The organism is Nonomuraea thailandensis (assembly GCF_024172165.1).
Lineage (GTDB): Bacteria > Actinomycetota > Actinomycetes > Streptosporangiales > Streptosporangiaceae > Nonomuraea > Nonomuraea thailandensis.
This window is the reverse complement of sequence record NZ_JAMZEB010000002.1, coordinates 9,815,905-9,841,448: the sequence shown is the minus strand read 5'-3', so window position 1 is coordinate 9,841,448 and position 25,544 is coordinate 9,815,905. Positions and strand designations below refer to the sequence as shown.

The following is a 25,544-nucleotide window of genomic DNA, read 5'->3' as shown; positions in this document are numbered from 1 at the left end:
GAGGTATGCGGGTACTGGCCGCCCCACCGGGAGTGAAGGATGGGCGGCATGGGTTTATGGACGAGGTTGCGAGGCCGGTTCGGGCGGCACGGGCGGAGGCTGCGGGCCACGGCCCGGGAGCGCTTCGGCTGGCAGACGCTGCGGCCGGGCCAGCAGGAGGCGATGGAGCACCTGCTCCGCGGCAGGGACGTGCTGCTGGTCATGCCGACCGGCGGCGGCAAGTCGGCGGTCTACCAGGTCCCCGCGCTGCTGCTCGACGGGCCCGCGATCGTCGTCTCGCCGCTGATCGCGCTCCAGCGTGACCAGGTGGCCGGCCTGCTCAGGGCCGACGCGGGCGGCGCCGTGGCGGTGAACTCGACGTCCTCCGTGGAGGCCGGGCTGGAGAAGGTGACGGCCGGGGACGCGGCGTTCGTGTTCCTGTCGCCGGAGCAGCTCGCCAAGCCCGACGTCGTCGAGCGGCTCGCGCAGGTGCGTCCGTCCCTGATCGCGATCGACGAGGCCCACTGCGTCTCGTCGTGGGGGCACGACTTCCGCCCCGACTACCTGCGGCTCGGCAAGGTCATCGAGCGCCTGGGGCATCCGCCGGTGGTGGCGCTGACCGCCACCGCCGCGCCGAACGTCCGCGAGGAGATCGTCCGCTCGCTCGGCCTGACCCGGCCGGCGACCCTCGTCAGGGGCTTCGACCGCCCGAATCTCTCCCTGGAGGTCCGCCGCTTCGCCCGCGAGGAGGACAAGAGGCGGGCCCTGGTCGAGTACGCCGCCTCCCGCGAAGGGCTCGGCCTCGTCTACGTCGCCACCCGCAAGGCCGCCGAGGAGTACGCAGCGGAGCTGGCCGGCAGGGGACGCCGGGCCGAGCCGTACCACGCGGGCATGCGCGGCGCGGCGCGCACCCGCGTGCACGAGCTGTTCACCGCTGGGGAGGTGGACACCGTCGTGGCCACGTCGGCGTTCGGCATGGGCATCGACCGGCCGGACGTGCGCTACGTGCTGCACGCCGCGCCGCCCGAGTCGCCCGACGCGTACTACCAGGAGATCGGCAGGGCGGGCCGGGACGGCCAGCCGGCCTCGGCCGTGCTGTTCTACCGGCAGGAGGACCTGGGCCTGCGCCGCTTCTTCACCGGCGGCCGGGCCGACGCCGAGGCGCTGCTGCGCGTGGCGACGCTCGTGCGCGAGCACGCCGGCACCGTGCCCGCCGGCGAGCTGGCCGAGCTGCTCAAGCTCAGCACCTCACACCTGTCCAGGCTGGTCAACCTGCTGGAACGCGCGGGCGCGCTCACCGTGACCGGCACCGGCGACCTGCGCTACGCCCCGGGCGGGCCGGAGCCGGAGCGGGCCGCCGCGCGGGCGGCCGAGCTGGACGAGACGCGCCGCCGCGTCGACGACTCCCGCATCGACATGATGCGCGGCTACGCGGAGACCAGGGGCTGCCGCCGCCGGTTCCTGCTCGCCTACTTCGGCGAGCCGTACGCCGCCGCCTCGTGCGGCGCGTGCGACACGTGCGAGAACGGCGACGCGCCCGAGCCGCCGCCGCCCGCGCGGGACCGCGGCGAGTTCCCGGTGCAGGCGAAGGTGACGCACAAGTTGTGGGGGCAGGGGACGGTCATGAGCCGCGAGCACGACCGGATCACCGTGCTGTTCGACTCGGTGGGCTACAAGACCCTGTCGCTGGCCGTGGTGGGGGACGTGCTCCGTCCGCTGTGACGGCCGGTCACAGGGTGGAGGTGAGCCCTTCGGCGATCTTCCGCAGCTCGGCGGTGACGGCGTCGGGGCCGGCGAACTCCTTGGCGTACACGGGGCTGAACATGATCTCGGCCCACTGCGCGTCGCCCATCTTGAGGAAGAGGGTCGGGGTGCCCGCCATGCCGTCCTCGCCGACGTTCGTCACGACCAGGTAGCCGCTCCGGTCGCCGACGGTCACGTCCTCGCCCTCGCCCTCGTCGCGATGGATCCGGAGCCGGTCCTCGAGCTCCTGGACGGCGGCGTTCTCGTACATGAAGATCTGTACGCGGTAGGTGCCCTCGTCGTCGCCCTTGTAGTTCCACGAGGTGGTGTAGCTGTCGCCGTGGTCCACCGACCAGTTGCCCCACCGCAGGCGCTCGGGCAGGTACCCCACCCTGACGTGGCCGAACTCCCTGCCGTCGCCGAGGTCCCCGAGGTCCGCGGGCTCGGTCCGCACGGGCGGGGTGTCGTCGATGGCGGGCGGCTCCGGCACCGCGGAGGTCGTGGCCCGTTCGCCGGCCGGGGCCGTCGAGCCGGCGGTCAGGTAGACGACGGGCGTGGCCACGACGGCCACGGACGCGATCACGGAGGCGGTCACCGCCGCCGTCCTGATCCTGCGCCTTCTGTCCCGGTTGCCGCGGATCACCCGCTCCAGCAGGTCCGGCGCGGCGCGCAGCCGGGCGGTCTCGTCCGTCATGAGCCGGCGGACCTCGTCCTCAAGCGTGGGCATTCCTGATCACTCCTTCCACTGTGTCGCGGCCGAGCGCCGAACGGAGCTTGGCCATGGCCTTCGACGCCTGGCTCTTGACCGTGCCGACCGAGCAGCCGAGCACCTCGGCCGTCTGCGTCTCGCTCAGGTCCTCCCAGTACCGCAGGACGACCACCGCCCGCTGCCGGGGCGGCAGCGCGCGCAGCGCGTCCATGAGCACGTGGACCAGGTCGGGGTCGTTCGCCCTGGCCGGCCGCTCCGGCGGGCTGTGCATGGGCACGATGCTGAGCACGGCACGGCGGCGGGCCCGGCTGATGGCCGCGTTGACGATGACGCGGCGCACGTAGGGCTCCGGGTTGTCGTGGCGGACCCGGTCCCACTTCCTGTAGGTACGCTCCAGCGCCGTCTGCAGCAGGTCCTCCGCCTCCGTCTCGTCGCCACAGGCGAGATAGGCGACGCGCAGCAGGCTCGTGGCACGCGCGGCCACGAAGGCGCCGAAGTCGTGCTCCACGCCGCTCACGGCTGTCTGTCCGATTTCACGCCTCCTAATACGCCCGGCACTCCACCGACCGTTGCCCGCCCGTGCCGGGCAATTCACGGGCAATTCACGGGCAACCCTCCGGGCAACCCTCGGGGCGGCCCGAGCGTATGGATGGTCGTGACTCGGAAACCAGTGAACAAGCTGATCACTCTCGGCGCCGGTCTGGCCGTGGCGGCCACCGCCCTGGGCGCGCCGCCCGCCGCCGCGGCGGCTCCCCCGGAGGGGGCCTACTGGCACACCAGGGCCGTGACCACCATCGCCCATCCCTGGCGCTTCGGCACCAAGTCCGACCCCTACGAGCTGCTCCAGCGGCGCGTCTCCGAGCTGTGGAGCGCGCCCGACGGCAAGCAGTGGTACGGGTTCCGCGAGCTGGGCGCGCAGCCGGCGACCGAGGCCGACAAGAAGGCGTGGCAGCGTGACGGCTCCCCCGCCAAGTGGAGCAGGTCGATCGACGGCAAGGTCGTGAAGCTGTCCGCGGAGCCGTCCAGGGGCCACGTGAGCCCGGTGCGCACGGAACGCGACCAGTTCCAGTTCGCGGGGCAGTGGCTGACGTACGACGAGGTGCAGCGCCTGCCCGCCGACCCGGACCGGCTGAAGGACTGGGTCACCAAGGCCGGCCAGGTCTTCGGGATCACCGCCGAGTCCATGACGCACTGGCTCTCCTCGAGCCTGCCCCAGCTCCTGCACGCGCTGCCCGCGCCGAAGGAGGTCCGCGCGGGGGCATACCAGGCCCTGCTGACCCTGCCGGGCGTCCGCGCCGGCGGCGACGCGAAGGACACCCTCGGCAGAGCCGGCGCCGCCGTCGTGATCGAGAGCTCCAGCGGCACCGGGAAGAAGGCGTCCACGGTCAAGCAGACCCTGATCGTCGACACCGGCAGGATGGTGCTGCTGTCGCAGGGCCGGGCGGTCGCGGTCGGCGGCAAGGCGTTCGGGGCGAAGTCCTACAACGAGATCCTGGTCGAGGTCGGCTGGACGAACGCACGGCCCGCCGTCCCCGCCCCTTCCTGAGCGGGCCCCGGCCCTCGTCCACGCCGGATGTGCGTCCAGGAGAGTAGGCTCTTAGCACTGCATTTCGTGCGTAAGCGTCCGTAAGCCATCGTTCTGCTGGACATCCTTCGTGGGGAAGGTACGTGTGCCCAGTTTCAGTCCTCTGCGGCCGGCCGACCCGCGCCACGTAGGTCCCTACCGGCTCACGGGCTATCTGGGCGCCGGCGGCCAGGGCACCGTGTACGTCGGGGAGTCGCCCGAGGGCCAGGTCGTCGCGATCAAGGTGCTGCACGCCCGGCTGTCGGAGGAGCCGCAGGCCCGCGAGCGCTTCCTCCAGGAGATCGCCGCGACCCGGAAGGTGCGGCAGTTCTGCACGGCCCGCGTGCTGGACGCCGACACCAGCGGCGACCAGCCGTACGTGGTCAGCCAGTACGTCGAGGGCATCTCGCTGAGCCGGCTCATCGCCACGCAGGGGGTGCGCGACCCCGACGCGCTGGAGCGGCTGGCCGTCGCCACCGTGACCGCGCTGGTCGCCATCCACCAGGCCGGCATCGTGCACCGCGACTTCAAGCCCAGCAACGTCGTCTGCGGCCCCGACGGGCCCAGGGTGATCGACTTCGGGCTGGCGCGCGCCCTGGACTCCACGGTCGCCGAGAGCAGCGAGATCCTCGGGACACCCGCCTACATGGCGCCGGAGCAGTTCAGCGCCGGGGTGGTGACCGGGGCGTCGGACATGTTCAGCTGGGCCGCGACCATGGCCTACGCGGCCGGCGGGCGGCCGCCGTTCGGGTCCGACAGCATCCCGGCGCTCTTCCAGCGCATACTCAACGAGGAGCCGGATCTCACCGGGCTCACCGAGCCGGTGCGGTCGCTGGTGGTGGCCTGCCTGGACAAGAATCCGGCCGCCCGGCCGTCGGCGACCGACGTGCTGTTCCACCTGCTCGGCCACGGCGTGCCCGATCCCGCGGGGGAGGCGCCGGGCCAGGAGTCGCTCTTCCCGCTCGGGACGCCGCCGCGGGCGGGCGGCGGCGAGGGCGCCGCGTCCAGGACGGGGTCGCCGTCGCTCGCGGCGTCACCCTCGCTGCCCGGCTGGTCCTCGCTGTCAGGCTCGTCCTCCTTGCCGGGCTCGTCCGCGCGGTCCGGCCCCGCCTCGCTCTCCTCCGGCCCGGCCCTCACCTCCGGCGGGGCGCCGCTGTCCGGCTCCGGGCCCGTGTCGGCGACGGAGTCGCTGGTGGGGCCGCCCGCCCGCACCGGGCTCAGGTCGCGGCGCACCCTGATCACCGCGTCACTCGGGCTGGTGGCCGTCGGAGCCGCCGCCACGGTCGCCTACATCGCGCTGGGCAGGCCGGTGACGCCTGTGGCCGTGATCAGGCCCGCCGTCGTCCCGGGGCCCACGACGCCGGTGATCTCGCCGGAGGTGACCAGGACCCTCGACCCGGACCCCGCCTACGCCGTCGCCTACAGCCCGGACGGGAAGACGTTCGCGACCGGTGGGGCCGACGGCGCCGTGCAGGTGTGGGACGCCGCCGGCCGCCGCGTCACCGCCTCGCTCGACGGCCACACCAAGGGCGTGCACGCGGTGGCGTTCAGCCCCGACGGCAGGACGCTCGCGACCGGCAGCGACGACGGGACCGTACGGCTGTGGAGCCTGCCCTCGGGGCGCGGCAAGGGCACGCTCACCGGCCACACCGGAGGGGTCGGGTCGGTGGCGTTCAGCCCGGACGGCAGGACCGTGGCCAGCGCCAGCCGCGACCGGACCGTGCGGTTGTGGAACGCCGAGACCGGCGACGGCACCGCGATACTCAACGGCCACACCGACTGGGTGGACTCGGTGGCGTTCAGCCCGGACGGCGCCACGATCGCCACGGCCAGCCACGACCGGACCGTCCGGCTCTGGCACCCGGCGGCCGGCGAGGCCACCGCGGTGCTCTCCGGCCACCGCTACTGGGTCTTCTCGGTGGCCTTCAGCCCGGACGGGAAGACGCTGGCGAGCGCGAGCGCCGACCGCACCGTCCGGCTGTGGGACGTCGCCACCCGCAAGGAGCGCACCGTGCTCGCCGGTCACCGGGGCTGGGCCACCGCCGTCGCCTTCAGCCCGGACGGCAGGACGCTGGCCAGCGGCGGCTACGACCGCAAGGTACGGCTGTGGGAGGTGGCGAGCGGGCGCGGCACCGGCGAGCTGGACGGGCCCGCCGACTGGGTCTACTCGGTGGCCTTCAGCCGGGACGGCGCCACCGTCACCGGGGTCGCCGGTGACGCCACGCTCAGGTTCTGGGGCACGAGCTAGGGAACGGGCTCCGGGGCGCCGGTCACCTCCGCGGACGCGGGCAGCGGGCTACGGGGCGCCGGTCTCCTCCGTGGACGCGGGCAGCGGGCTACGGGGCGCCGGTCTCCTCCGTGGACGCGGGCAGCGGGCTACGGGGCGCCGGTCTCCTCCGTGGACGCGGGCAGCGGGCTCCGCCACACGGTCGGCTCGTCGCCGTGGCCGGTCGCCGTCGAGCCCACGCCGACGAGCTCGCCGTCCACCGTGGTGAACGCGCTCAGCCGCTGGTCGCCGGGCCCTGACATGCCGGTGCCGCGCGGCTGCTCCGGCTTCCACGAGCGGCCGTCCGCGGACGTCCAGATGACCACGTCGCCGGGCCTGCCCACGGTGCCGGCCACGACGAAACCCCGCGGGGTCGCGGCCACGGCCGTGACGCTGGACTGCTCGCCCGCCACCACGGGCAGCGTGATCGGCTGCCAGCTCCGGCCGCCGTCGAGCGAGGCGTACCCGAACGCGGCCGTGCCCGTGCCGTTGCCGGTGACGGCCGTGCCGGCGGTCACCAGGACGTCGTCGTAGGAGGCGATGTGGGGCAACCAGCCCTCGTTGACGCCGGCCGGGATCGGCAGGCGCACCAGCGACCACTTGCGGCCGTCGGGCGAGAGCCACACGGTGGGGCGGCGGACGAAGACGCCGCCGTAGGCGTTGGGGTCGGTCACGCCGCCGGCGGCGACGAAGCCGAACATGCCGCTGGTCACGGAGTTCATCCAGCGCCTGGTGGCCTGCGTGCCGACGAGGTTGTCCTCGCCCGCCGGACGGCCGCGCTCCCAGGTCCTGAGGTCCGGTGACCACCAGGTGGCGGCGCCGAACCCGTCCTCGCCCACGATCACGTAGCCGTCGGGGCCGGCGGCGGTGCCGCGGGCGATCAGCGGGTTCGTGCCGGAGGGCTGGAACGGCGCCGCGCCGTCGGCCCGCCGCCAGCTCTCGCCGTCGGCCGAGGTGACCACCAGGGGGCGGCCGGGTGTCCCGCCGCTCGTCCCGACCGCCAGCCAGCCCGCGAAGCCCGGCGCGACGCCGGTCAGCCGCTGCCGGCCCTGGCCGGTCAGGGCCTTGTCCTTGTCCTGGACGTGCTGCCAGGTGGCTCCGTCGGCGGAGGTCCACACGGCGGCCTCGCCACTGGCGCCGCCGACCGCGATCACCCGGCCGTCGGCCGCGCCGAGCGCGTCCACGACCTTGCCGCTCCCGGTGGTGCCGGGGATGCCGGTGGGGACGTCCTTGCCGGCCTTGTCACGCACCGCGAGCAGGGCTCCCGCGCCGCCGTGGGCCGCGTCGGCGCCCACCGCGACGGTGTTGTCCCCGGCCGCGGCGGCGTCGCGCACCTCGGCGCCCTCGGCCGTCGCACCCGCGGGCTGCCAGGAACGGCCGTCAGCGGTGCGGACCAGCCGGACCCCGCTGTCGGTCTCGATCGCGGCGACCGCGGCCTGCGCCGTGGCGGTCAGCCGTAACAGCCGGCGGAATCCCGGCACCTCGATCTTCGCCGCCGTCGTCCAGCGCACGCCGTCGGGCGAGGTGTAGGTGGTGGCGTGGGAGCCGTCCTGGCGCACCGCGAGCATGGTCGTCGCGGTCGCGGCGAAGGCCAGCTCGGGCTCGCCGGACGTGCCGGGGACGGCGAACGCCTGCCAGGTCTCGCCGGCGTCGGTCGAGCGCCAGGTGATGTCGTACGGCTTGGCGGAGCTCTCGCCGCGCACCACGATGGCGTCCTTGACGCTCGCCACGTGCGTGAGGGCCAGGGTGCCGCCGGTCGGCGGGTGGAGCCGCCAGCCGGCCCGGCGCTCCCAGCTCCGGCCGTCGCCGGACAGCCACACCACCGGGGCGGCGTCGGTGAAGTCGCCCTTGTCGGAGGTCTGGCCCACGGCGGTGAAGCCGTCGCCGGTCCACGCGACGTCGGCGACCCGGTCGCGGGGGCCGAAGGCGAGGCTGGCGGTGGCGTCGGGCTGGCGGGTCCAGGCCGCGCCGTCGGGGCTCGTCCAGACGACGGTGCCGCCGACGCGGTCGCCGAGCGCGACCCAGCCGCCGGGGCCGGCCGCGAGGTGGCGCGGGACCTCGCCCGCGACGGGCGGCTCGCCCTTCGCGGTCCGCACCTGGGCGCGGGCGAAGGTGCGGCCCGAGTCCCTGGACAGGAAGAACTCGGTGCGGTAGCCGGAGTCGGCGTCCTCGCCGCCCGCGACCACCACGGTCGCGCCCGTGGCGGCGACGCCGTTGAGCTCCAGCTGCCGGCCGTCGGCGCTGCTCGCCGATCTTGCCGCGAACAGGTTGCCCGCCAGCTCCGCCGCCGGCTCGTCGCCCTGGCGGGAGGCCACCAGCACGCCGCCGGCCACGATGACCGCGAACGCGACGGAGGCGCCGCCGATCAGCAGCGAGCGGAAGCGCTTGTGCCGGCCGGGGGCCGTCGGGTCGGTCGCCGGGTAGCCGACGTCGGGGTCGGTCAGCTCGGTGGTCGGCGGCACGGACGGCATCGACGGCCGGGACAGCGGCGCCGAGGGCTGGGAAGGCCGCTCGTCGAGCGGCGCCCAGGGCTGGGAGAGCCGCTCGTCCACCGGTGCGGACGGGCGGGAGAGCCGCTCGTCCACCGGTGCCGAAGGGCGGGAGAGCCGCTCGTCGAGCGGTGCGGAGGGCAGCGAAGGCCATTCGCTGAGCGGTGATGACGGCTGGGAGAGCCGTTCGTCGAGCGGTGACGACGGCGGCTGCGAATTCGGCCGTTCATATTCCTGCTCGGGCGTTCCGTCCGGATCGCCCGTCTCGCTCCTCCAACCACCTCCGGTCACCGCAGCCTCTCCCTTTGATATTCTCCCGGCCAGGACGGAGCCCCTCGCCGGAAGTCATTATTTATGGGAAGCGCGACGAAACGAAGTCCGAGCGCGAGCCGGCCCGATGACGGCGGCTGACGGCCCGGCCCGTTCCCGCACCTGGATCCTCGCCGCGGCGATCTGCGTCGCCGTGGTCGCGGCCAGCGCGGCAGGGGTGCGCACGATCGGCGAGACACCCGCTGACGTGGCCGGGAACGGCGAGGCGACGCCACCGCCCGCGCAGTCCGTCGAGCCCCCGCCCCTGGCGCTGCCCGAGGCGTCCTGGAAGCTGAGCTGGTCCGACGAGTTCAACGGGCGGGGCCGCCCCGCCAAGTGGACCGCCCTGTCCGGCACGAGCTGGTCGAACCGCAAGGCGCTGCACTACTACACCCCGGCCAACGCGGTGCGTGACGGCTCCGGCCACCTGGTCATCTCCGCCGAGCGGACGCGGGCCGCGGACGGCACGGCCTGCTGGTACGGCCCGTGCGACTACAGCTCCGCCCGGCTGGAGACCAGGAGCACGTTCGACCAGGCGTACGGGCGGTTCAGCGCGCGGATCAAGCTGCCGCTGGGCAAGGGGCTGTGGCCGGCGTTCTGGCTCAAGCGCACCGACGCGGGCAGCTCCGGCTCCGCGACGTACGGCGAGATCGACATCATGGAGAACCGCGGCCACGAGACCCATCTCGTCCGGGCCTACACCCATTCGAGGGGCCGCAAGGGCGGCGGCCAGATCACGCTGCCGGAGCGCCTGGACGCCGGTTTCCACGTGTACGGCGTCGACTGGACGCCGCAGAGCATCACCTGGTGGGTGGACGGCAAGCCGTACGCGCAGTATCCGCGCCATCCCGGCTGGCCGTTCGACAAGCCCTTCTACCTGATCCTCAACCTGCAGGTGGGCGGCACCTGGGTGGGAGATCCGAGCAGCAGGACGCACTTCCCCGCGCGGATGGTCGTGGACTGGGTCCGGGTGTACCGCCAGCGCTGAGTTCTCCCCTTTTAGCGCGAAGTCCGATCAAATATCCGATTGGAACGCTCCTAAATAACGTTTGTGCCGCCGTAGCCATCAAATTGGGGCACCAGCCGCTCCTGGGACAATAGGATCAACCGTCCCATCAGCATCGTGGTGAAGTCACGCCGTAAATGACGCGATTATTTCCCCGTTCCACTTCTGTTACGACAGCCGCCCTCCTCGGCGCGGTCGTCGTGGCCGTGCTCGGCGCGCAGACCGAGCAGGGGCGCCACCTGCTGCTCGCGGCCGGGCTGGCCGGCGCGCCCGCCGGATACACCGAGCTGGCGTTCGCCGACCCCCAGGCGCTGCCGGAACGGGTGCCCGCCACGTCGTACCTGGCCCCGCCCTCCTTCACCATCCGCAACGTCACCGGGCGGCAGCACGAGTACGCCTGGTCCGTCCGCCTGTCCGAGGCCGGCAGGACCCGTACCGTCGCCGGCGGCCGCGTGACCCTGGCCGACGGCCAGCCGGTGACCATCACGCCGCCCACGAAGGCGCTGTGCGAGCCCGGCCCGATCACTCTGGGGGTCCAGCTCGAAGGCGGCGAGGCCATCGCGTTCCGCGCCACCTGCTCCGCGAACATCGACGAGGGGTAGGCGCGTGCCCGGACGGCCCGTGGTGGCGCTGGTCACCGACGCGATCCACCCGTACAGCTTCGGCGGCAGGGAGATCCGCTACCACGAGCTGTACGCGCACCTCACCGCGCACGCCGACGTGCACGTGTTCACCATGCGCTGGTGGCCGGGCCCCCGCGTGCGCACCGAGGGCGGCGTCACGTTCCACGCCATCTCGCCGCTGCTGCCGATGTACCGCAACGGCGTCCGCTCGACCTGGCAGGCGCTGGTCTTCGCGGTGGCCTGCCTGCGGCTGCTGCGGCACCGGTTCGACGTGCTCAACGTCGACCAGATCCCGTTCCTGCACCTGTTACCGCTGCGTCTGGTCGCCGCGCTGCGGCGCAAACCGCTGATCGCCACCTGGCACGAGGTGTGGGGCCCGGAGTACTGGCGCTACAGCATGCCCACCGGCTGGCGGCCGGCGTGGTGGATCGAGCGGCTGGCGATGCGGGCGCCCGACCGCATCATCGCCGTCTCCCCGGAGACGGCCCGGCGGTTGCGGGCCGAGCTCGGCGAGCGGGCCCCGATCACGATCGCGCCGAACGGGGTCGACCTCGACGGGGTCGGCCAGGCCGTGCCGTACGAGCAGCGCACCGACCTGGTGGTGGTCAGCAGGCTGATGCGGCACAAGGGCCTGGACCTGCTGCTCGCCGCCATCGCCCGGCTGCGGGAGGGCGGCCGGGCGATCACCTGCCGGATCATCGGCGACGGCCCCGAACGCGACGCGCTGCGCGAGGAGGCCGAGCGGCTGGGCATCGCGCACGCCGTGGACTTCCGGCACGACGTCAGCGAGCAGAAGGACGTGTACTCGCTGGTCAAGGCGGGGCGGGTGTTCGCCTTCCCGTCCACCAGGGAAGGCTTCGGCATCGCGGTGCTGGAGGCGATCGCGTGCGGGGTGCCGGTGGTGACCACCTCCGCCAGGGACAACCTGGCCCAGCACCTGGTACGGCGCAGCAGGCGCGGCATCGTCTGCGACCACACGCTGGACGCGTTCGCCACGGCCCTGGCCGCCGCCCTCGACACGCCCGCGGCCGGGCCCCCGGACGGCGCCTTGGCCGAGCCGTGGGTCGGCGAGTACGCCCTGGACTCGATCGCCTCCCACGTGGTGAAGGCGATGCTGCCGTGAGGGTCCTCTACGTCAGCCCGTACCCGCCGGCCCGCGACGGCATCGGCGCCTACACGCAGGTGCTCGCCCGCGCCGTACGCGAGCGCGGCCACGAGATCGCCGTGGTCGCCGCCCGCCCCGATCCCGGCGCGCCCGACGAGGTCATCGGCACGCTGGGCGACGGTGGAGGGGCGTCGATGCGCGCGGCCGTGGCCCGGTTCCGGCCGGACGTGGTGCACGTGCAGTTCGCGGTGCCCGCGTTCGGCGCCCGCAGCCTGGCCGTGGCCCGCCGGCCGGCCGCCTCGGGTGTCCCGGTGGTGGCCACGCTGCACGAGGTCACCCGTGACACGGCGCTGCTGCGCGGGCCGGGCAGGGCGCTGTACCGCCGTCTCGCACGGGGCTGCGACCGGCTCGTCGTGCACACGCGGGCCGCCCTCGAGACCGTCGACGCCCTCGGGCTGGACGCCGAGGTCACGCTGGTCCCGCACTTCTCCGCGCCCCCGCCGCCCGCGACCGGCACCGCCGCCGTCCTGCGGGCCCGCTTCGGGCTGGGGGAGGACCGCGTGCTGCTGGCCTTCGGCCACATCCACGTCAGCAAGGGGCTCGACGACCTGGTGCGGGCGCTGGCGACGCTGCCGCCCGCGGCGCTGGGCGGGGTGCGGGTCGTGGTCGCCGGCGCGGTACGGCGGCGGCACGGCCCGTTCCGCGTGTTCGAGGCCCGCGACCACCTGCACGAGGCGACGGTTCGCCGCCTGGCGCGCCGGCACGGGGTGCGCGACCGGCTGGTCTTCACCGGGTACGTCCCGGACGGCGACATCGCGGCCTGGTTCGCCGCGGCGGAGGCCGTCGTGCTGCCCTACCGCGACGCCGAGCAGAGCGGGGTGGCCAACCTGGCCCGCGCCTTCGGCGTACCGGTGATCGCGACCACGGTGGGCGGGCTGGCCGAGCTGTTCGAGGGCTCCCCGTGGGCGGTCCCGCCCGGCGCCCCCGACCGCCTGGCCGCGGCGATCGACGACCTCCTTACGCGCCCGGCCCCGGCACGCGACACGAGCGCCGTGCGCACGACGGACACCGACCTGGACACGGTCGCGGCGCGGACGATCGCCGTGTACGAGGCCGTCCGCGGCCCCCTGGCCCGCACCCCCGGGAACCGCCCCGATGCCCCCTAGCCTGTCCGTCGTCATCTGCTCCTACAACGGCGCCGCCCGCCTCGGCCGCACCCTCGACGCGCTGCGGGCCCACCCGGTCCTGGAGGTCATCGTCGTCGACGACGGATCCCAGGACGCGACCGGGGACGTCGCGCGCGACCACGGCGCCACGGTCGTCCGCCACGAGGAGAACCGCGGCGCGGCGGCGGCCCGGGACACCGGCCTGCGGGCCGCGAAGGGGCAGGTCGTGGCCTTCCTCGACGACGACTGCGAGCCGTCCCCCCACTGGGCCGAGCGGCTGCTCGACGGCTACGCGGAGGAGGGGGTCGCCGGGGTGGGCGGCCCGATCGTCCCGGTGACGGGGGACGGTTACCTGCCGCGCTTCCTCGAACGCAACAACCGGCACGAGCCGCTGGAGCTGGAGCTCACCGTCAGCGCGGCGTTGCCGTACCGGCTGTGGTTGTACCTGAGACGGCAGTGGGGGACGGCAGCCGGGCCGGCCCGCGGCAGGCGCGACGTCTACGCCTTCAGCGGCGGCAACATGTCGTTCGAGCGGGAGCGGCTGCTGGCCGCCGGCGGGTTCGACCCCAGGTTCCGTTACGCGGCCGAGGAGGAGGACCTGTCCCGCAGGCTGCGGCGGGACCGGCCGGGCCGGCTGGTCTTCGTCCCCGACGCGCCGGTCGGCCACCGGTACACGCCCACGGCGCGCGGGCTGTTGCGCCGCAGCCTCGCCTACGGGCGGGGCGCCGCCATGCAGTACCTGAAGTGGCCCGGGGTGCGGCCGACGCTGTTCCCGTGGCCGGTGCTGGTCGCGGGCCTGGCCGTGGCGGCCGTCCGGTGGCCGGTGCTCGCGGCGGTGGCGGTGCTGCTGCCGCTGCCGCTCTACCCGGCGGGGCCGCGGCACGCGCCGGCGGGCAGGATCGAGGCGCTCGCCGACCCGTACCTCCGGCTCGCCCAGGAAGCGTGCGAGAATGTCGGCTTCCTGCACGGTCTGTGGGCCTTCCGCCGCATGTTCGCCGGGGACAGGGCCGGCCGGGGTGGAGGGCAGAGCACGTGACCGTCCGCGAGCAGGACAGGCGGATGGTGCTGTACGGCGCGGCCCTCGTCCTGATCGTCGGCCTGGCCCAGGTGCGCCACCTCTGGGCGGCCCAGCTGCTGCTCGTGCCGCTCCTGCTGGCCGTGCCCGGGTGCCTGCTGCTGCGCGCGTTGCGGGTGCCGGGCCACCGGGTGGCGGCGTTCCCGCTGTACGTGCCGGCCGCGTCGCTGATCGTGCTCATGGTGTCCGGCCTCGCGGTCACCCTGCTCGTGCCGCTGGCCGACGGAGCCGTGCTCGGCGCGGTGTTCGGCCCCGGCTCGGACCCGGGGACGCCGCTGCGGGCCGGGCCGCTGCTGGCCGGGCTCATGCTGGTCTGCCTGGGCCTGTTCCTCGCCGGGACGGGGGCGCCGCGGGAGACGGCGGTCCCGTGGCGGTCCCTGCCCTCCGCCGGATGGCTGTCGCTGCCGTTGCTGCTGCCGCTCCTCGCCGCCGCGGGCGCGCTGCGCCTCAACCACGGGTACGGCCCCGAGGCGGCGATCGCCGCCGTCGCCGGCTGCGTGCTCGTGACGGCCTTCGGGATCGTCAGGGCCGGGCGGCTGGGCGACGGCCGCTCGGCCGTGCTGCTGTACGCGGTGTCGCTGGCCATGATGTGGTCGTACGCGCTGCGCGGCGAGCTGGTCTACGGGTTCGACATCGCCTCCGAGTACGCCGTGGCGCAGGAGACGGCCACCTCGGGGATCTGGGTGACGGGGCCGCACCCCGACGCGTACGGGGCGATGCTCAGCATCACCGTCCTGCCCGCCCAGTTGCACGCCCTGACCGGGCTGCCGGTCCTGCTGGTGCTCAAGGTCGTCTATCCGGCGCTCTTCGCGATGTTCCCCGTCGCGATCTTCCATCTCGCCAGGCGTTTCCTGCCGGGGCAGTGGGCGTTCGCCGCCGCCGCGTTCGTGACGGCGCAGGGCGCGCTGTCGCAGCAGTTCCCCGCGCTGGCCCGCCAGGAGATCGCCATGCTGCTGTTCGCGGCGCTGTGCGGGGCCCTGCTCGACGCCCGGCTGCGGCACCTGCCCAAGGCGGTGCTGCTGGGCCTGTTCGGGGCGGGCATCGTGGTCTCGCACTACACGACCGCGTACTTCACGGCCGTGATGCTCGGCGGGGCTCTGGTGCTGCAGGCCGTGCTATGGGCCCTGCGGCGGCCGCGGATCGCGCCGCGCGCGGTCGCGGCGGCGCTGCTGCCCGGGCTGCTCGCCGGCGTGCTCTGGTACGTCCCGATCACCCGGTCGACGGCCAACATCGGCGAGTTCCGCACCGCGCTGAGCTCCGAGGGCCTGCGGCTGCTGCCCGGCGCGGAGAGCGCCGGCACACTGCTGTCCGCCTACCTGCGGGGCACCGACGTGACCCGCATCCCGACGTACCTGTACGCCAAGCGGGTGGTGCCCAAGTACCGCCCGCCCAAGGTCGCCGTGACGCCTGCCGCCGACGCCGGCGATCCCCGCTGGGAGCTCGGGGACGCGGGCGTCCCCGTCCCCCCGAAGGCGGCGCCGGCGGTGAGCGCGTCGCTCGACCTCGGCGTGCTGCTGATCCAGCAACTGGCGAACCTGCTCGCCCTGATCGGCGCCGTCGTCATGGCCGTGCGCCGCCACTCCTCGTGGCTGGTCAGGCGGATCGGCGTGCTGGCCGTGCCGATGCTGGGCGCCCTGGTGCTGTTACGCGTCTCGGGCACCCTGGCCGCGTCCTACAACCAGAGCCGCGCCCACCTCCAGGCGCTGACGCTGCTCACCATCGCCCTGTTCTGGCTGCTGCACCGCGTCTCGGCGGCCAAGCTCCCCCTCGTGCTCCGCCGGACGACGTACGGGCTGGCCGGAGCGGCCGTCGTGGTCACCTTCACCACCGGCAGCGGCCTGGACAACGTGCTGCTCGGCGGGGAAAGGGCGACCAACCTCTCCACGCGCGGCGAGGACTGCGAGCGGTACTGCATGTACGAGGCCGAGCTGGCGGGCGCGCGCTGGCTGGAGCAGGCGGCCCGCGGCTCACCCGACCGCCTCTACGCCGACCGGTACGCGCAGCTGCGGCTGTTCGCCGAGCTCGGCCCCGGGCGGCGGATCCAGACCGACATCACCCCCCTGACCCTCGACCGGCGGGCCTGGGTGTACGCGAGCTGGGCCAACACGGCCGTCGGCCGCGCCCGGTCGCTGTTCGACAACCAGCTCGCCCTGTACGCGTTCCCGACCGGCTTCATCGAGGCGCACTACGATCTCGTCTACACGAGCGGAGTCACGAAGGTCTTCCACCGATGATCTCTATCGTCATCATCAGCAAGGACGAGCCCGCGCTCGACGGCACCCTCGGCGCCGTCACCCACGCGGCCGGGGCGGCCGGCCTGCCGTACGAGATCATCGTCGTGGACGCCTCCGAAGGCCGGCTCGACGCCGTCGCCGCCGCCCACCCGCACGTGCGGTGGACGGCCTTCACCCCGCCGCCCGGCGCCCGCGTCACCATCGCGCACCAGCGCAACGCCGGCGTGCGGGCCGCCGAGGGGGAGGTCGTCGTGTTCACCGACGCGGGCTGCCTGCCCCGCGACGGCTGGCTGCGCCGCCTGGTCACGCCGCTGCTCGACGAGGGCGAGAGCGTCGTGTCGGGCCTGGTCACCGGCCCCGAGGGGCACGACAGCCTGTACGACGCCGACGCCCGCCGCCGGGCCGCCGCCCGCTACCTGCCCGAGTGCGGCACCGGCAACCTGGCCGTCCGCCGGGAGGTCTTCGACGAGGTCACCGGCTTCGACGAGACGTTCGGCTACGGCTCCGACGTCGACTTCAGCTGGCGGGTCCAGGACGCCGGGCACCGCATCCGCAGCGCCGGCGACGCGGTCGTCACCCACGACTGGGGGGACCGCCGCCGCCAGCTCCGCCGCTCCTACGTCTACGGCAAGGCCCGCGCCCGGCTCTACCTCAAGCACCGCGGCCGCCGGGCGGACCTGCTGCGCCGGGAGCCGATGGTGCTGGTCTACCCCCTCTTCCTGCTCGGGCTGCCGCTGACCCTGTGGTTCCCGTACTATCCGGCGCTGCTGCTCGTGCCGGCCTGGCGCAACCGGCACAACGGCCCGGCGCGGGTGCTGGCCGACCACCTGGTGTACGGCGCGGGCGTGCTCGCCGAACTCCTCGCCCCCCGCCGATGAAGGTGCTGGTCTTCCCCCGCGACAGCAACCCGTACCAGGAGCTGCTGCACGCGGGGTTACGCGAGGGCGGCGTCCGCGTCCGCTACCTGGGCGAGCTGACCCCCTCCCACACGCTCAACCTCCTGCTGCTGCCCGCCGAGCTGGCCGCCCGGCGGCTGGCGGGGGCCCGGGTCGTGCACCTGCACTGGGTGTGGAAGTTCGCGCTGCCCGGCGGGGACCGGACGCGGCGGGTGGCGCAGCTCTGGTTCGCCGCCGTCCTCGGCGTCGTGCGGCTGCTCGGGCTGCGGCTGGTGTGGACCGCGCACAACGTGCTGCCGCACCGGCCCGTCTTCGCCGACGACGCGGCCGCCCGGCGCACCCTGGTGCGGCGCTGCGACCTCGTGATCGCCCACCACTCGACGGCGCTGGACCGGCTGGCGGCCCTGGGGGCGGCGCCGTCCAGGGCCGTGGTGATCCCGCACGGCCCCTTCCCGGCGCCGCCGGTGCCGCCGCCGGGCCGGTCCGGCAGGCCGCGCACGTTCCTGTTCTTCGGGCGGATCGAGCCGTACAAGGGGGTCGAGGATCTGCTCGCCGCGTTCACGGCGCTGCCCGGCGCGCTGGACGTGCGCCTCGTCGTCGCCGGATCCTGCCCGGACCCGGAGCTCGCGGCCCGGCTGGAGGCGTCGGCCGCCGGCGACGACCGGGTCGAGCTGCGGCTCGGGCGGGTGCGCGAGGAGGACGTCGCCGGGCTGTTCGCGGCGGGCGACGTCGCCGTGCTGCCGTTCCGCGAGATCACCACCAGCGGCAGCGCGCTGCTCGCGCTCGCCCACGGCCGGCCGCTGATCGTGCCCGAACTGCCCGCCCTGGCGGGGCTGCCGCCCGCCGCCCTGGCCTGCTACCGCGGCGGCGTCGCCGGGCTCGCCGCCGCCCTGCGGGAGGCGGCGGGCTGGGACGCGGCGACGCTGGCGGGGATGTCGCAGGCGGCGCTGGAGCACGCGAACGGCGCCGGCTGGCCCGAGATCGCCCACGCGACCCGCACCGGCTACGCCACCGCACTGCGCCACCGGAACCCGACGGAACGCGCCCGCCTCGACCCCGCGGGCGGGCAGGCGGGGGAGCCCGTGACCGGCGATCCCGCGGGCGGGCCGATGGGGGAGCCCGTGACTGGCGATCCCGCGGGCGGGCCGATGGGGGAGCGCGTCCGCTCGCTCTTCCGTGACGTCCTGGTGCGCGGCACCTTCCTGCTGCTGGTGAACACGGTGCTGCTCGCGGCGGGCGGCTTCGCGTTCTTCACGCTGGCGGCGCGCAACTACCCGGTCGAGGCCGTCGGCTGGCTGACCGCCGTGACCGCGAGCGTCAGCCTGCTCTCCACCGTCGCCTCCCTCGGCCTGCCCACCACGCTGCTGCGCCACCTGGTGAAGGCCGGCGACCCGCGCCGCCTGGCCGCGATCGCCGTGACCGCGGTCGGCGCGATCGGCGGCGTGCTCGCCCTGCTGTCCCTGCTGATCCTGGCGCCGCTGCTGCCGGGCGGCCCGGAGCTGATCCGGCAGCCCGGGACGGTCGCGCTGGTCACGGCCCTGGTGATGGTCACCGCCGTCGGCGGGACGCTGGACGCGGGCCTGCTGGCGGTCCGGGGCACGGGGGCGCTGCTCGCCAAGAACGCGGCCGGCACCGTGCTGAAGGTCGGCGCCCTGCTGCCGCTGGTCCCGCTCGGCTTCATCGGCCTGGTCCTCGCCTACGGCGGCGGCACCCTGCTCGCCTGCCTGCTCGGCGGGGCGGCGCTGTGGCGCAGGCTGCGCCGCCCCGCCGGAGCCCGCGCCCGGCCGGTCGACCTGCTGCGGCGGTACCTGCCGTTCTCCGCCGCCGGTTACCTGGCGACCGCGCTCGGCATGCTGCCGAGCACCGTGGTGCCGCTGGAGGTGCTGGCCGTCCAGGGGCCGCAGGCGGCGGCGTACTTCGCGATCGCCTTCCAGGTGGCGGCGTTCCTCAACTTCATCCCTTCGACGAGCGCGCAGGTGCTGTTCGCCGAGGCGCAGCGGATCTCGCTGCGCCGCTACCTGCGCAAGGCCGTGGCGGGCATCTACGGCCTGCTCGTGCCGGCCGTCGCGGTGATCGTGGCCGGCGCGCCGCACCTCCTGCGCGTGTTCGGCGAGGGCTACTCGGCGCAGGCGGCGCAGACCCTCCGGGTGCTGGCCCTGGCGGCGCTGGTCGGGGCGGGGAACTACCTGGTGGACACGATCCTGATCAGCCGGGACCGCACGGTCGCGTACGTCTTCATGAACGGCGCCAACGCGGCGCTGGTGCTGGGGCTGGTGGCGGCGCTGCTCCCGTACGGGCTGACGGCCGCGGCCCTCGGCTGGACGCTCGCGCAGGGCCTGTCGCTGCTGCTGGGGGTGGGCGTGCTGGTCGTCAGCTTCGCCGCCGGGCGGCGCGCGCGGGTCAGCGGGGCGGATCGGCGGCGGAGGCGTACACGCGGACGTGGTCCACGATGAGCTGCTGCGGGAAGCGGGTCGTCGAGTCGGGCGGGCCCGGCCAGTCGCCGCCGACGGCCAGGTTGAGCAGCAGGTAGTAGGGCACGTCGAAGTCCCAGCCGCCGGGCGGCGCGTCCGCCTTGTGCTCGGTGGCGTAGACCTGCCCGTCGACGAGGAAGGAGATGCGGTCGGGATACCAGTCGGCGGCGAAGACGTGGAAGTCGTCGGCGAACCTGCCCCCGCCGGGCAGCCGGTAGGTGTTCTGCTCGTCGTAGCCCTGCTCGCCGTGCAGGCTGCCGTGGACGGTGTCCGGCTCGCGCCCGAGATGCTCCATGATGTCGATCTCCCCGCGCCCGCTGCCCTGCGGGGAGCGCCGCGCCCAGAAGGCCGGCCACATGCCCTGGCCCTCGGGTAACTTGATGCGGGCCTCGATGCGCCCGTAGCGCTGGACGAACTTGCCCGCCGTGAACAACCGCGCGGAGGTGGCCGCGCACACGCGAGGGCTGCAGTCGTGGCCGCCCGCGTCGTCCGACCTGGCGGTGATCACCAGCCGCCCCTGGCCGTCCACGGCCGCGTTGCGCGGCGAGTAGTACTCCAGCTCGTTGTTGTAGCCGAGGTGGTCGTCCACCAGGTTCCACTTCGCCGGGTCCGGCGGCCCGGCGGGCCCGTCGAACTCGTCGGCCCAGACCAGCCGCCACCCCGCCGGCACCTGCTCCGGCGCCTGCCCCGGCGGCGCCGGGGCGGGGTCTCGCGGCGTCACCACGTAGAGCGTGGCCGCGACCGCGACCGCGAACGTGAGGACCAGCGCCCCGGCCACCCACCAGCCCGTCCGATCGCGGCCGGACGCCGCCCTGCCGGTGTGAGGTGAACGGCTCGCACCTCGGCGGGGATCCCGGTGCCATGCGCGGTCATCGGACACGGACCTCTACCCTCCCGGCGGCATGATGTGTCATGGTACGGCCCTTCCCCGATGATCCCGGGGTCCACGTCGTTTTTCTCGTCCCAGTCGTGCTTGAGCCGGGCTCTAGCCGCGCACGCGACCATGAGCAGGAATTGATCAGCGCCATGGCATGACGAGAGACCGGAAGAGGGTCAGATGGCCACCGAAAGCTATCGGCGCGGCGAATTCCCCCGCAGGTGGTTCGCGCTGTTCATCGTCCTCACGGCCATGTTCATGAACCAGCTGGACGTGACGATCGTCAACGTCGCCCTGCCGTACATCCAGCGGGACCTCGGCGCGGGCGTCTCCCTGCAGCAGTGGATCCTGGCGGGTTTCGCGCTGGCGTTCGCGCTGCTCCTGGTCACCGGCGGCCGGCTCGGTGACATCACCGGCCGCAAGAAGGTCTTCCTCACCGGCGTCGCGGGGTTCACCGCCGCCTCGGCCCTGGCCGGGCTGGCCCAGAGCGGCGAGATGATGGCCGCCGCGAGGGTGGCGCAGGGCGTGTTCGCGGCGCTGATGGTGCCGCAGGTGCTGTCCGTGATCCAGGTGATGTTCCAGCCGCCCGAGCGCCTCAAGGCCATGGGGCTGCTCGGCGTCGTCGTGCCGTTCGCCTCGATCACCGGCCCGGTCGTCGGGGCCCTGCTCACCGCCGGGCCGGGCTGGCGCTGGATCTTCTGGGTGAACGTCCCGATCGGCGTGCTGGCCTTCTCGGGGGCGGCGCGGCTGGTGCCGGAGTCGAAGTCCGACCGGCCGCTGCGGCTGGACATCCCCGGCGTGCTGCTGCTCGGGCTCGCCTCGATCATGCTCATGTTCCCGCTGGTTCAGGGCCACGAGCTGGGCTGGCCGGTGTGGACGGTGGTGTCGATGGCCCTGTCACTGCCGCTGTTCGCGCTCTTCGGGATCTACCAGTTCCGCACGGAGGGGGCCTCGCCGCTGGTGCCGCCGGCGTTGTTCCGCAACAGGTCGTTCGTCGCCGGATCCGTGCTGATGGCGCTGGTCTTCTCCGGCATCATGTCCTACCTCATCGTGCTGGTGTGGGACTTCCAGGTCGCGCACGGCTGGAGCCCGCTGCGGATGGCGCTGACGGGGCTGGGCTGGACGATCGGGCTCGGCCTCACCGCGAACATCGCGGTCAGGTACGGAGCCGTCGCCGGTCGCCGGCTCATCGGGCTCGGCCTGGCCGTCATGGTGGCCGGGATGGCGGCCCTGATCCTGGTGCTGCGCCACTACGGCGGCGCCACGGACTCCTGGCAGGTCTTCGCCTGCCTCCTGGTGGCGGGCATGGGCTCCGGCCTGGTCGTGCCCATCCTGGTGGACCTCGTGCTGGCCGGCGTGCCCGCCCGGGACGCGGGCGCCGGGTCCGGCGTGGCCAACGCCACCATCCAGCTCGGCACCGCCGTGGGCGTGGCGATGGTCGGCGCGATCTTCTTCGGGCTGGTCGGCACCGGACCGCGTGACCCGGCGGTGTGGGCGGGCGCCACCTGGCAGACCCTGCTCTACAACGCCGGGGTCTTCCTCCTCGCGGTGCTGCTGGTGCCGCTCCTGCCCCGGCGGACCCGGCGGCACGAGGCCACCGTCGGCGAAGGCCGGTCCACCAGCGCCTCCTGAAAAATGCTCGTCCCTAACGCGACTAATCGCCCGCACAAAAGCGATCGAGTTGTGGACCTGTGCGCATGACAGGAATTGGTGCATAGTCACCAGAGGCCTTGTCAATAAGGCGTGAGTTCGTAAGATCGGAAAAGTGAGGGTGTGCGCGTAGGACGCCACGGCCCCGACGGCACGTCGCGTACATCCGGCACCACGTGACGAGCCGGCGGGGCGAGATCTGGCTCTCCGGCGTTCGTGCAGCTCCATCGCGCACCGAGGTCCACCTGCATGTCGCTTGCCACTAATAACATTCCGGCACGGGGGTCGCTGCACATGGAAAAGGCAATGCGTTTCGCAATCCTGGGTCCCTTGGAGGTGCGGCGGGGGAGCCGGACCATCGCCGTCAACGCCGAGAAACAACGGGTGATCCTGGCGACGCTGTTGCTCTCGGCGAACCGTGTCGTGCTTGCGGACGACCTCATGGAACGACTGTGGGAAGAGCGTTTACCGCGTTATGCGCGGGCCTCGCTGCAGACGCATCTGGCCCGGCTGCGCCGCACCCTTGAAGACGGCAACGGCGACGTGGAGGTGATCAGGACCAGCCCTGGTGGCTACCTCATCGAGGTCGCCCCGGATCATCTGGACCTGCTGCGCTTCCGCGACCTGGTCGATCGCGCCGGGCGCGCGGAGAGCGCGGGCGACCTGGCCGACGAGCTCAGCCTGCTGCGCGAGGGGCTGGCACTGTGGCGGGGCACGGCGCTGGCCGGCATCCGCTCCGACTCCATACTCCGCGACGAGGTGCCGCAGCTCACCGAGGAGTGGTTCCGCTGCCTGCACCGGCGCTTCGACCTGGAGCTCATGCTGGGCAACCACGACCAGATCGTCGCCGAGCTGCGCAGCCTCGTCCGCAAGTATCCGCTGCGTGAGAGGCTGTGCGGCCAGCTCATGATCGCGCTGTTCCGCTGCGGTCAGCAGGTGGAGGCGTTGAAGGCGTACGCGTCCGTCTCCGCGGTGCTGCGCCACGAGTACGGGCTCGACGTCGGTGACGAGCTCGAACGGCTGCAGCACGCCGTGCTCACCGGAGATCCCGACCTGGTGTCAGAAAACGGTTACCGGAAGGCCCACCGCGAGCTGACCCCGGCCGTCTCGCGGTGGGCCACCCCGCGCCAGCTACCCGTCAGCGACGGCGACTTCGTCGGGCGGGCCGACCTGCTCAGGCGGGCCGACGCGGCACTCGACCCGGCCCGGTCCGACGCCATGGCGATCGTCACCATGACGGGGCCTCCCGGCGTCGGCAAGACAGCCACGGCCATCCAGGTCGCGCATCGGGTCCAGGACCGCTTCCCGGACGGCCAGATTTACGTCCGGCTGCACGGGACGGGCGAGCACCCGCGTACCCCCACCGAGGTGCTGGGCGAGCTGCTGGAGGCGACCGGGCTGAGCCCCGGCGCGGTCCCGGAGGGCCAGGAGCAGCGCGCCGCCCTGTTCAGGTCCCGGCTCGCCGACCGCCGGGTCCTGCTCATCCTCGACGACGCCCTCGACCTGGAGCAGGTGCGGCCGCTGCTGCCGGGCACGCCGGCGTGCGCGGTGGTCATCACCAGCCGCCGCCTGCTGTCGGCGCTGCCGGGCACCGTCCTGGTGCGCCTGACGCACCTGCCTGAGCGGGAGTCGCTCGACCTGCTGGAGGCCATGGTCGGCAGCAGGCGGGTCCGGCAGGAGCCGCACGCCGCCGCGCGGATCGCCGCCGCGTGCGGGCACCTGCCGCTGGCCCTGCGGATCGTGGGGGCGAGGCTGGCGGCGCAGCCCCTGGCGCGCCTGGCGACGTTCGCCCACCGGCTGCAGGACGGGCGGCGGCGCCTGGACGAGCTGAAGGTCAGCGACCTGGACCTGCGGCGGAGCCTGGAGCGCAGCTACGTCGCGCTCGACCCGTCCGCGCGCACCGCCTTCCGCCGGCTCGGCCTGCTGTCCGACGCCGACATCACGCCGCGGACCGTGGCGGCGCTCGCCGACGCGGACGACGAGCGCCTGGCCGACCGGCTCATCGAGCACAACCTCCTGGAGCCGGTCGGGCTCAACACGATCCTCGACCCCACCTACCGCCTGCACCCCCTGTCCGCCCTGTACGCGGCCGACCTCGCCAGCCAGGACGACCCGGCCTCCACCGGAGCCGCCCTGCGCCGCTACATCGACTCCCTGCTGGCCTACGCCGAACGGGCGTCGCGGCAGCTGCCCCGGGCGATCGGCCAGCTGCCGCCGGAGGGCGGCGCCACGCCCGCGCTGCCCCATGGCGGCGTGCCGCTCGACGACATCGAGCGGGTGGACGTCAGGCCGTGGAGGTGGCTCGCCACCGAGCGCGACCACCTCAGGGACATGGCCCTGCGCTGCTGCCGGCACGGCTGGCACCAGCGGGCGGCGCGGATCACCGAGATCATCACGCAGCTCGCCAGCCATGACGACGCGATGGAGCCGCTCGGCCGGCTGTGCGTCGCCGTGCGCGACGCCGCGTGGGCCAACGGCGACCAGCGGACCGGATGGCGCACCGAGCACCACCGCGCCATGCTGCTGCTGCGGCAGGGCCGGGTGGAGGCGGCCCGCAGGGTGCTCGGCAAGTGCGTCAACGCCTTCAACCGGCTCGAAGCCACCCGGGAGCTCCCGTACAGCGTGGCGGTCCTGGCGGCCATGAGCGTGATGCAGCTCAGAGCCAGGGAGGGCCTGGCGCTGGCCGAGCACGCCCACAAGCTGGCCACGGCGAACTCCGACCCGCACGCCGAGCTCCTCGCGCTCGCCGCCGTCGGCGACGCGCTGCTGGGCCTGAGGCGCAAGGCCGAGGCGCGCACCACGCTCGAACGGGTGCTGCGGCTGGCCAGGGAGCTGGGGGAGACCCGGCTGGAGGCGGTGACGCTGAACCGCATCGGCTGGTCGTCCCTGCGCGTCGGCGACCTGCGCGCGGCGCCCCTGATGGCCAAGGAGGCGAGAGGGCTGACCGGGATCGGCGACCGGTACGGCAAGGCGCGCCCGCTGGCGTTGCTCGGCGCCGTCGCCCTGGAGCAGGGGCGTCACCGGGAGGCGATCCAGCTCGCCGAGGAGAGCCGCCGCACCTTCGCCCGCCTCGGCGACGCCTGCGGGGAGGCGGAGGTCGCCTGCCTGGTGGGGGAGATCCACCTGTCGGCCGGGCGCGCCCGCGACGCCGTCGCGCTCCTGGTCCCCGGCCTGAGCAGGCTCGACGAGCTGGGCGCCTACCGCGTCCGCGACCGGGCCTCGCGCATCCTCGCCAGGGCGGACGCCGTGCTCGGCGAGCCGCGGCCGGGCGGGCAGGGCGGCCGGTGGGCGGAGGACCTGGCGGTGCGCTCGCTCAGCCGCGACGGGCGCAGCGGTGCCGCCTGACGGGCTCGCCCAGCCGCGGCGGGCGCAGCGGCGCGGC

17 protein-coding genes are annotated in these 25,544 nt (G+C 74.2%); 13 read left to right on the top strand and 4 right to left on the bottom strand.

What is annotated here, in order from left to right:
• Positions 1–48 precede the first annotated feature (48 nt).
• Positions 49–1,701 carry a RecQ family ATP-dependent DNA helicase gene (locus tag HD597_RS49320; RefSeq protein WP_253754080.1) on the top strand — a complete coding sequence of 551 codons (1,653 nt, stop codon included), beginning with the start codon at positions 49–51 and terminating at the stop codon, positions 1,699–1,701.
• 7 nt (positions 1,702–1,708) lie between these two features.
• Here HD597_RS49320 and HD597_RS49315 read toward each other — a convergent pair whose 3' ends face one another.
• Positions 1,709–2,449: a hypothetical protein gene (locus HD597_RS49315; protein ID WP_253754078.1), complete on the bottom strand. Its 741-nt coding sequence runs from the start codon at positions 2,447–2,449 to the stop codon at positions 1,709–1,711.
• Positions 2,436–2,948 carry a SigE family RNA polymerase sigma factor gene (locus tag HD597_RS66225; RefSeq protein WP_253754075.1) on the bottom strand — a complete coding sequence of 171 codons (513 nt, stop codon included), beginning with the start codon at positions 2,946–2,948 and terminating at the stop codon, positions 2,436–2,438. The genes HD597_RS49315 and HD597_RS66225 overlap by 14 nt, the downstream gene beginning before the upstream one ends.
• Positions 2,949–3,086: 138 nt before the next feature.
• Here HD597_RS66225 and HD597_RS49305 point away from each other — a divergent pair, with 138 nt between their 5' ends.
• The gene (locus HD597_RS49305; RefSeq protein ID WP_253754072.1) at positions 3,087–3,977 is read left to right on the top strand and encodes a hypothetical protein; all 891 of its coding nucleotides are present in this window, start codon (positions 3,087–3,089) and stop codon (positions 3,975–3,977) included.
• Between the two features lie 124 nt (positions 3,978–4,101).
• Complete coding sequence (locus HD597_RS49300) at positions 4,102–6,243, top strand: WD40 repeat domain-containing serine/threonine protein kinase (protein ID WP_253754070.1); 2,142 nt, start codon at positions 4,102–4,104, stop codon at positions 6,241–6,243.
• Between the two features lie 128 nt (positions 6,244–6,371).
• Here HD597_RS49300 and HD597_RS49295 read toward each other — a convergent pair whose 3' ends face one another.
• Positions 6,372–9,041, bottom strand: a complete 2,670-nt coding sequence (locus HD597_RS49295) for a hypothetical protein (RefSeq protein ID WP_253754068.1) — start codon at positions 9,039–9,041, stop codon at positions 6,372–6,374.
• A 106-nt stretch (positions 9,042–9,147) separates the two neighbouring features.
• Between HD597_RS49295 and HD597_RS49290 the strand changes: the two genes are divergently transcribed.
• The 8 genes from HD597_RS49290 to HD597_RS65270 all read left to right on the top strand — a co-directional run bounded on the left by HD597_RS49290 (position 9,148) and on the right by HD597_RS65270 (position 19,617).
• Complete coding sequence (locus HD597_RS49290; RefSeq protein ID WP_253754067.1) at positions 9,148–10,047, top strand: glycoside hydrolase family 16 protein; 900 nt, start codon at positions 9,148–9,150, stop codon at positions 10,045–10,047.
• Between the two features lie 155 nt (positions 10,048–10,202).
• Complete coding sequence (locus HD597_RS49285; RefSeq protein ID WP_253754065.1) at positions 10,203–10,667, top strand: hypothetical protein; 465 nt, start codon at positions 10,203–10,205, stop codon at positions 10,665–10,667.
• 4 nt (positions 10,668–10,671) lie between these two features.
• On the top strand, positions 10,672–11,811 hold the full coding sequence (locus HD597_RS49280) for a glycosyltransferase (protein ID WP_253754063.1): 1,140 nt from the start codon (positions 10,672–10,674) through the stop codon (positions 11,809–11,811).
• Positions 11,808–12,959 (top strand): glycosyltransferase, encoded by a 1,152-nt coding sequence (locus HD597_RS66220; RefSeq protein ID WP_253754061.1) that lies wholly within the window; start codon positions 11,808–11,810, stop codon positions 12,957–12,959. Before HD597_RS49280 ends, HD597_RS66220 begins: the two co-directional genes overlap by 4 nt.
• On the top strand, positions 12,949–13,995 hold the full coding sequence (locus HD597_RS49270; RefSeq protein WP_253754059.1) for a glycosyltransferase family 2 protein: 1,047 nt from the start codon (positions 12,949–12,951) through the stop codon (positions 13,993–13,995). The genes HD597_RS66220 and HD597_RS49270 overlap by 11 nt, the downstream gene beginning before the upstream one ends.
• Positions 13,992–16,268 (top strand): hypothetical protein, encoded by a 2,277-nt coding sequence (locus HD597_RS49265; protein ID WP_253754057.1) that lies wholly within the window; start codon positions 13,992–13,994, stop codon positions 16,266–16,268. The genes HD597_RS49270 and HD597_RS49265 overlap by 4 nt, the downstream gene beginning before the upstream one ends.
• On the top strand, positions 16,265–17,146 hold the full coding sequence (locus HD597_RS49260; protein ID WP_253754055.1) for a glycosyltransferase family 2 protein: 882 nt from the start codon (positions 16,265–16,267) through the stop codon (positions 17,144–17,146). Before HD597_RS49265 ends, HD597_RS49260 begins: the two co-directional genes overlap by 4 nt.
• Complete coding sequence (locus HD597_RS65270) at positions 17,143–19,617, top strand: glycosyltransferase (RefSeq protein WP_276083222.1); 2,475 nt, start codon at positions 17,143–17,145, stop codon at positions 19,615–19,617. Before HD597_RS49260 ends, HD597_RS65270 begins: the two co-directional genes overlap by 4 nt.
• Here HD597_RS65270 and HD597_RS49250 read toward each other — a convergent pair.
• Positions 19,565–20,413 (bottom strand): glycoside hydrolase family 16 protein, encoded by an 849-nt coding sequence (locus HD597_RS49250; RefSeq protein ID WP_253754054.1) that lies wholly within the window; start codon positions 20,411–20,413, stop codon positions 19,565–19,567. The two genes, HD597_RS65270 and HD597_RS49250, sit on opposite strands and share 53 nt — an antisense overlap.
• A 279-nt stretch (positions 20,414–20,692) precedes the next feature.
• On the opposite strand from HD597_RS49250, the gene HD597_RS49245 reads away from it, so the two are divergent.
• The gene (locus HD597_RS49245; protein ID WP_253754051.1) at positions 20,693–22,144 is read left to right on the top strand and encodes an MFS transporter; all 1,452 of its coding nucleotides are present in this window, start codon (positions 20,693–20,695) and stop codon (positions 22,142–22,144) included.
• Between the two features lie 324 nt (positions 22,145–22,468).
• A complete protein-coding gene (locus HD597_RS49240; RefSeq protein WP_253754049.1) occupies positions 22,469–25,507 on the top strand; it encodes an AfsR/SARP family transcriptional regulator in 3,039 nt (1,012 codons plus the stop codon).
• Positions 25,508–25,544 lie beyond the last annotated feature (37 nt).

Excerpts from the sequence above, each read along its gene's own strand:
- HD597_RS49320 (WP_253754080.1), top strand. The coding sequence starts at position 49 with ATGGGTTTATGGACGAGGTTGCGAGGCCGGTTCGGGCGGCACGGGCGG.
- HD597_RS49315 (WP_253754078.1), bottom strand. The coding sequence starts at position 2,449 with ATGCCCACGCTTGAGGACGAGGTCCGCCGGCTCATGACGGACGAGACC.
- HD597_RS49290 (WP_253754067.1), top strand. The coding sequence starts at position 9,148 with ATGACGGCGGCTGACGGCCCGGCCCGTTCCCGCACCTGGATCCTCGCC.
- HD597_RS49285 (WP_253754065.1), top strand. The coding sequence starts at position 10,203 with ATGACGCGATTATTTCCCCGTTCCACTTCTGTTACGACAGCCGCCCTC.
- HD597_RS49270 (WP_253754059.1), top strand. The coding sequence starts at position 12,949 with ATGCCCCCTAGCCTGTCCGTCGTCATCTGCTCCTACAACGGCGCCGCC.
- HD597_RS49260 (WP_253754055.1), top strand. The coding sequence starts at position 16,265 with ATGATCTCTATCGTCATCATCAGCAAGGACGAGCCCGCGCTCGACGGC.
- HD597_RS65270 (WP_276083222.1), top strand. The coding sequence starts at position 17,143 with ATGAAGGTGCTGGTCTTCCCCCGCGACAGCAACCCGTACCAGGAGCTG.
- HD597_RS49245 (WP_253754051.1), top strand. The coding sequence starts at position 20,693 with ATGGCCACCGAAAGCTATCGGCGCGGCGAATTCCCCCGCAGGTGGTTC.
- HD597_RS49240 (WP_253754049.1), top strand. The coding sequence starts at position 22,469 with ATGCGTTTCGCAATCCTGGGTCCCTTGGAGGTGCGGCGGGGGAGCCGG.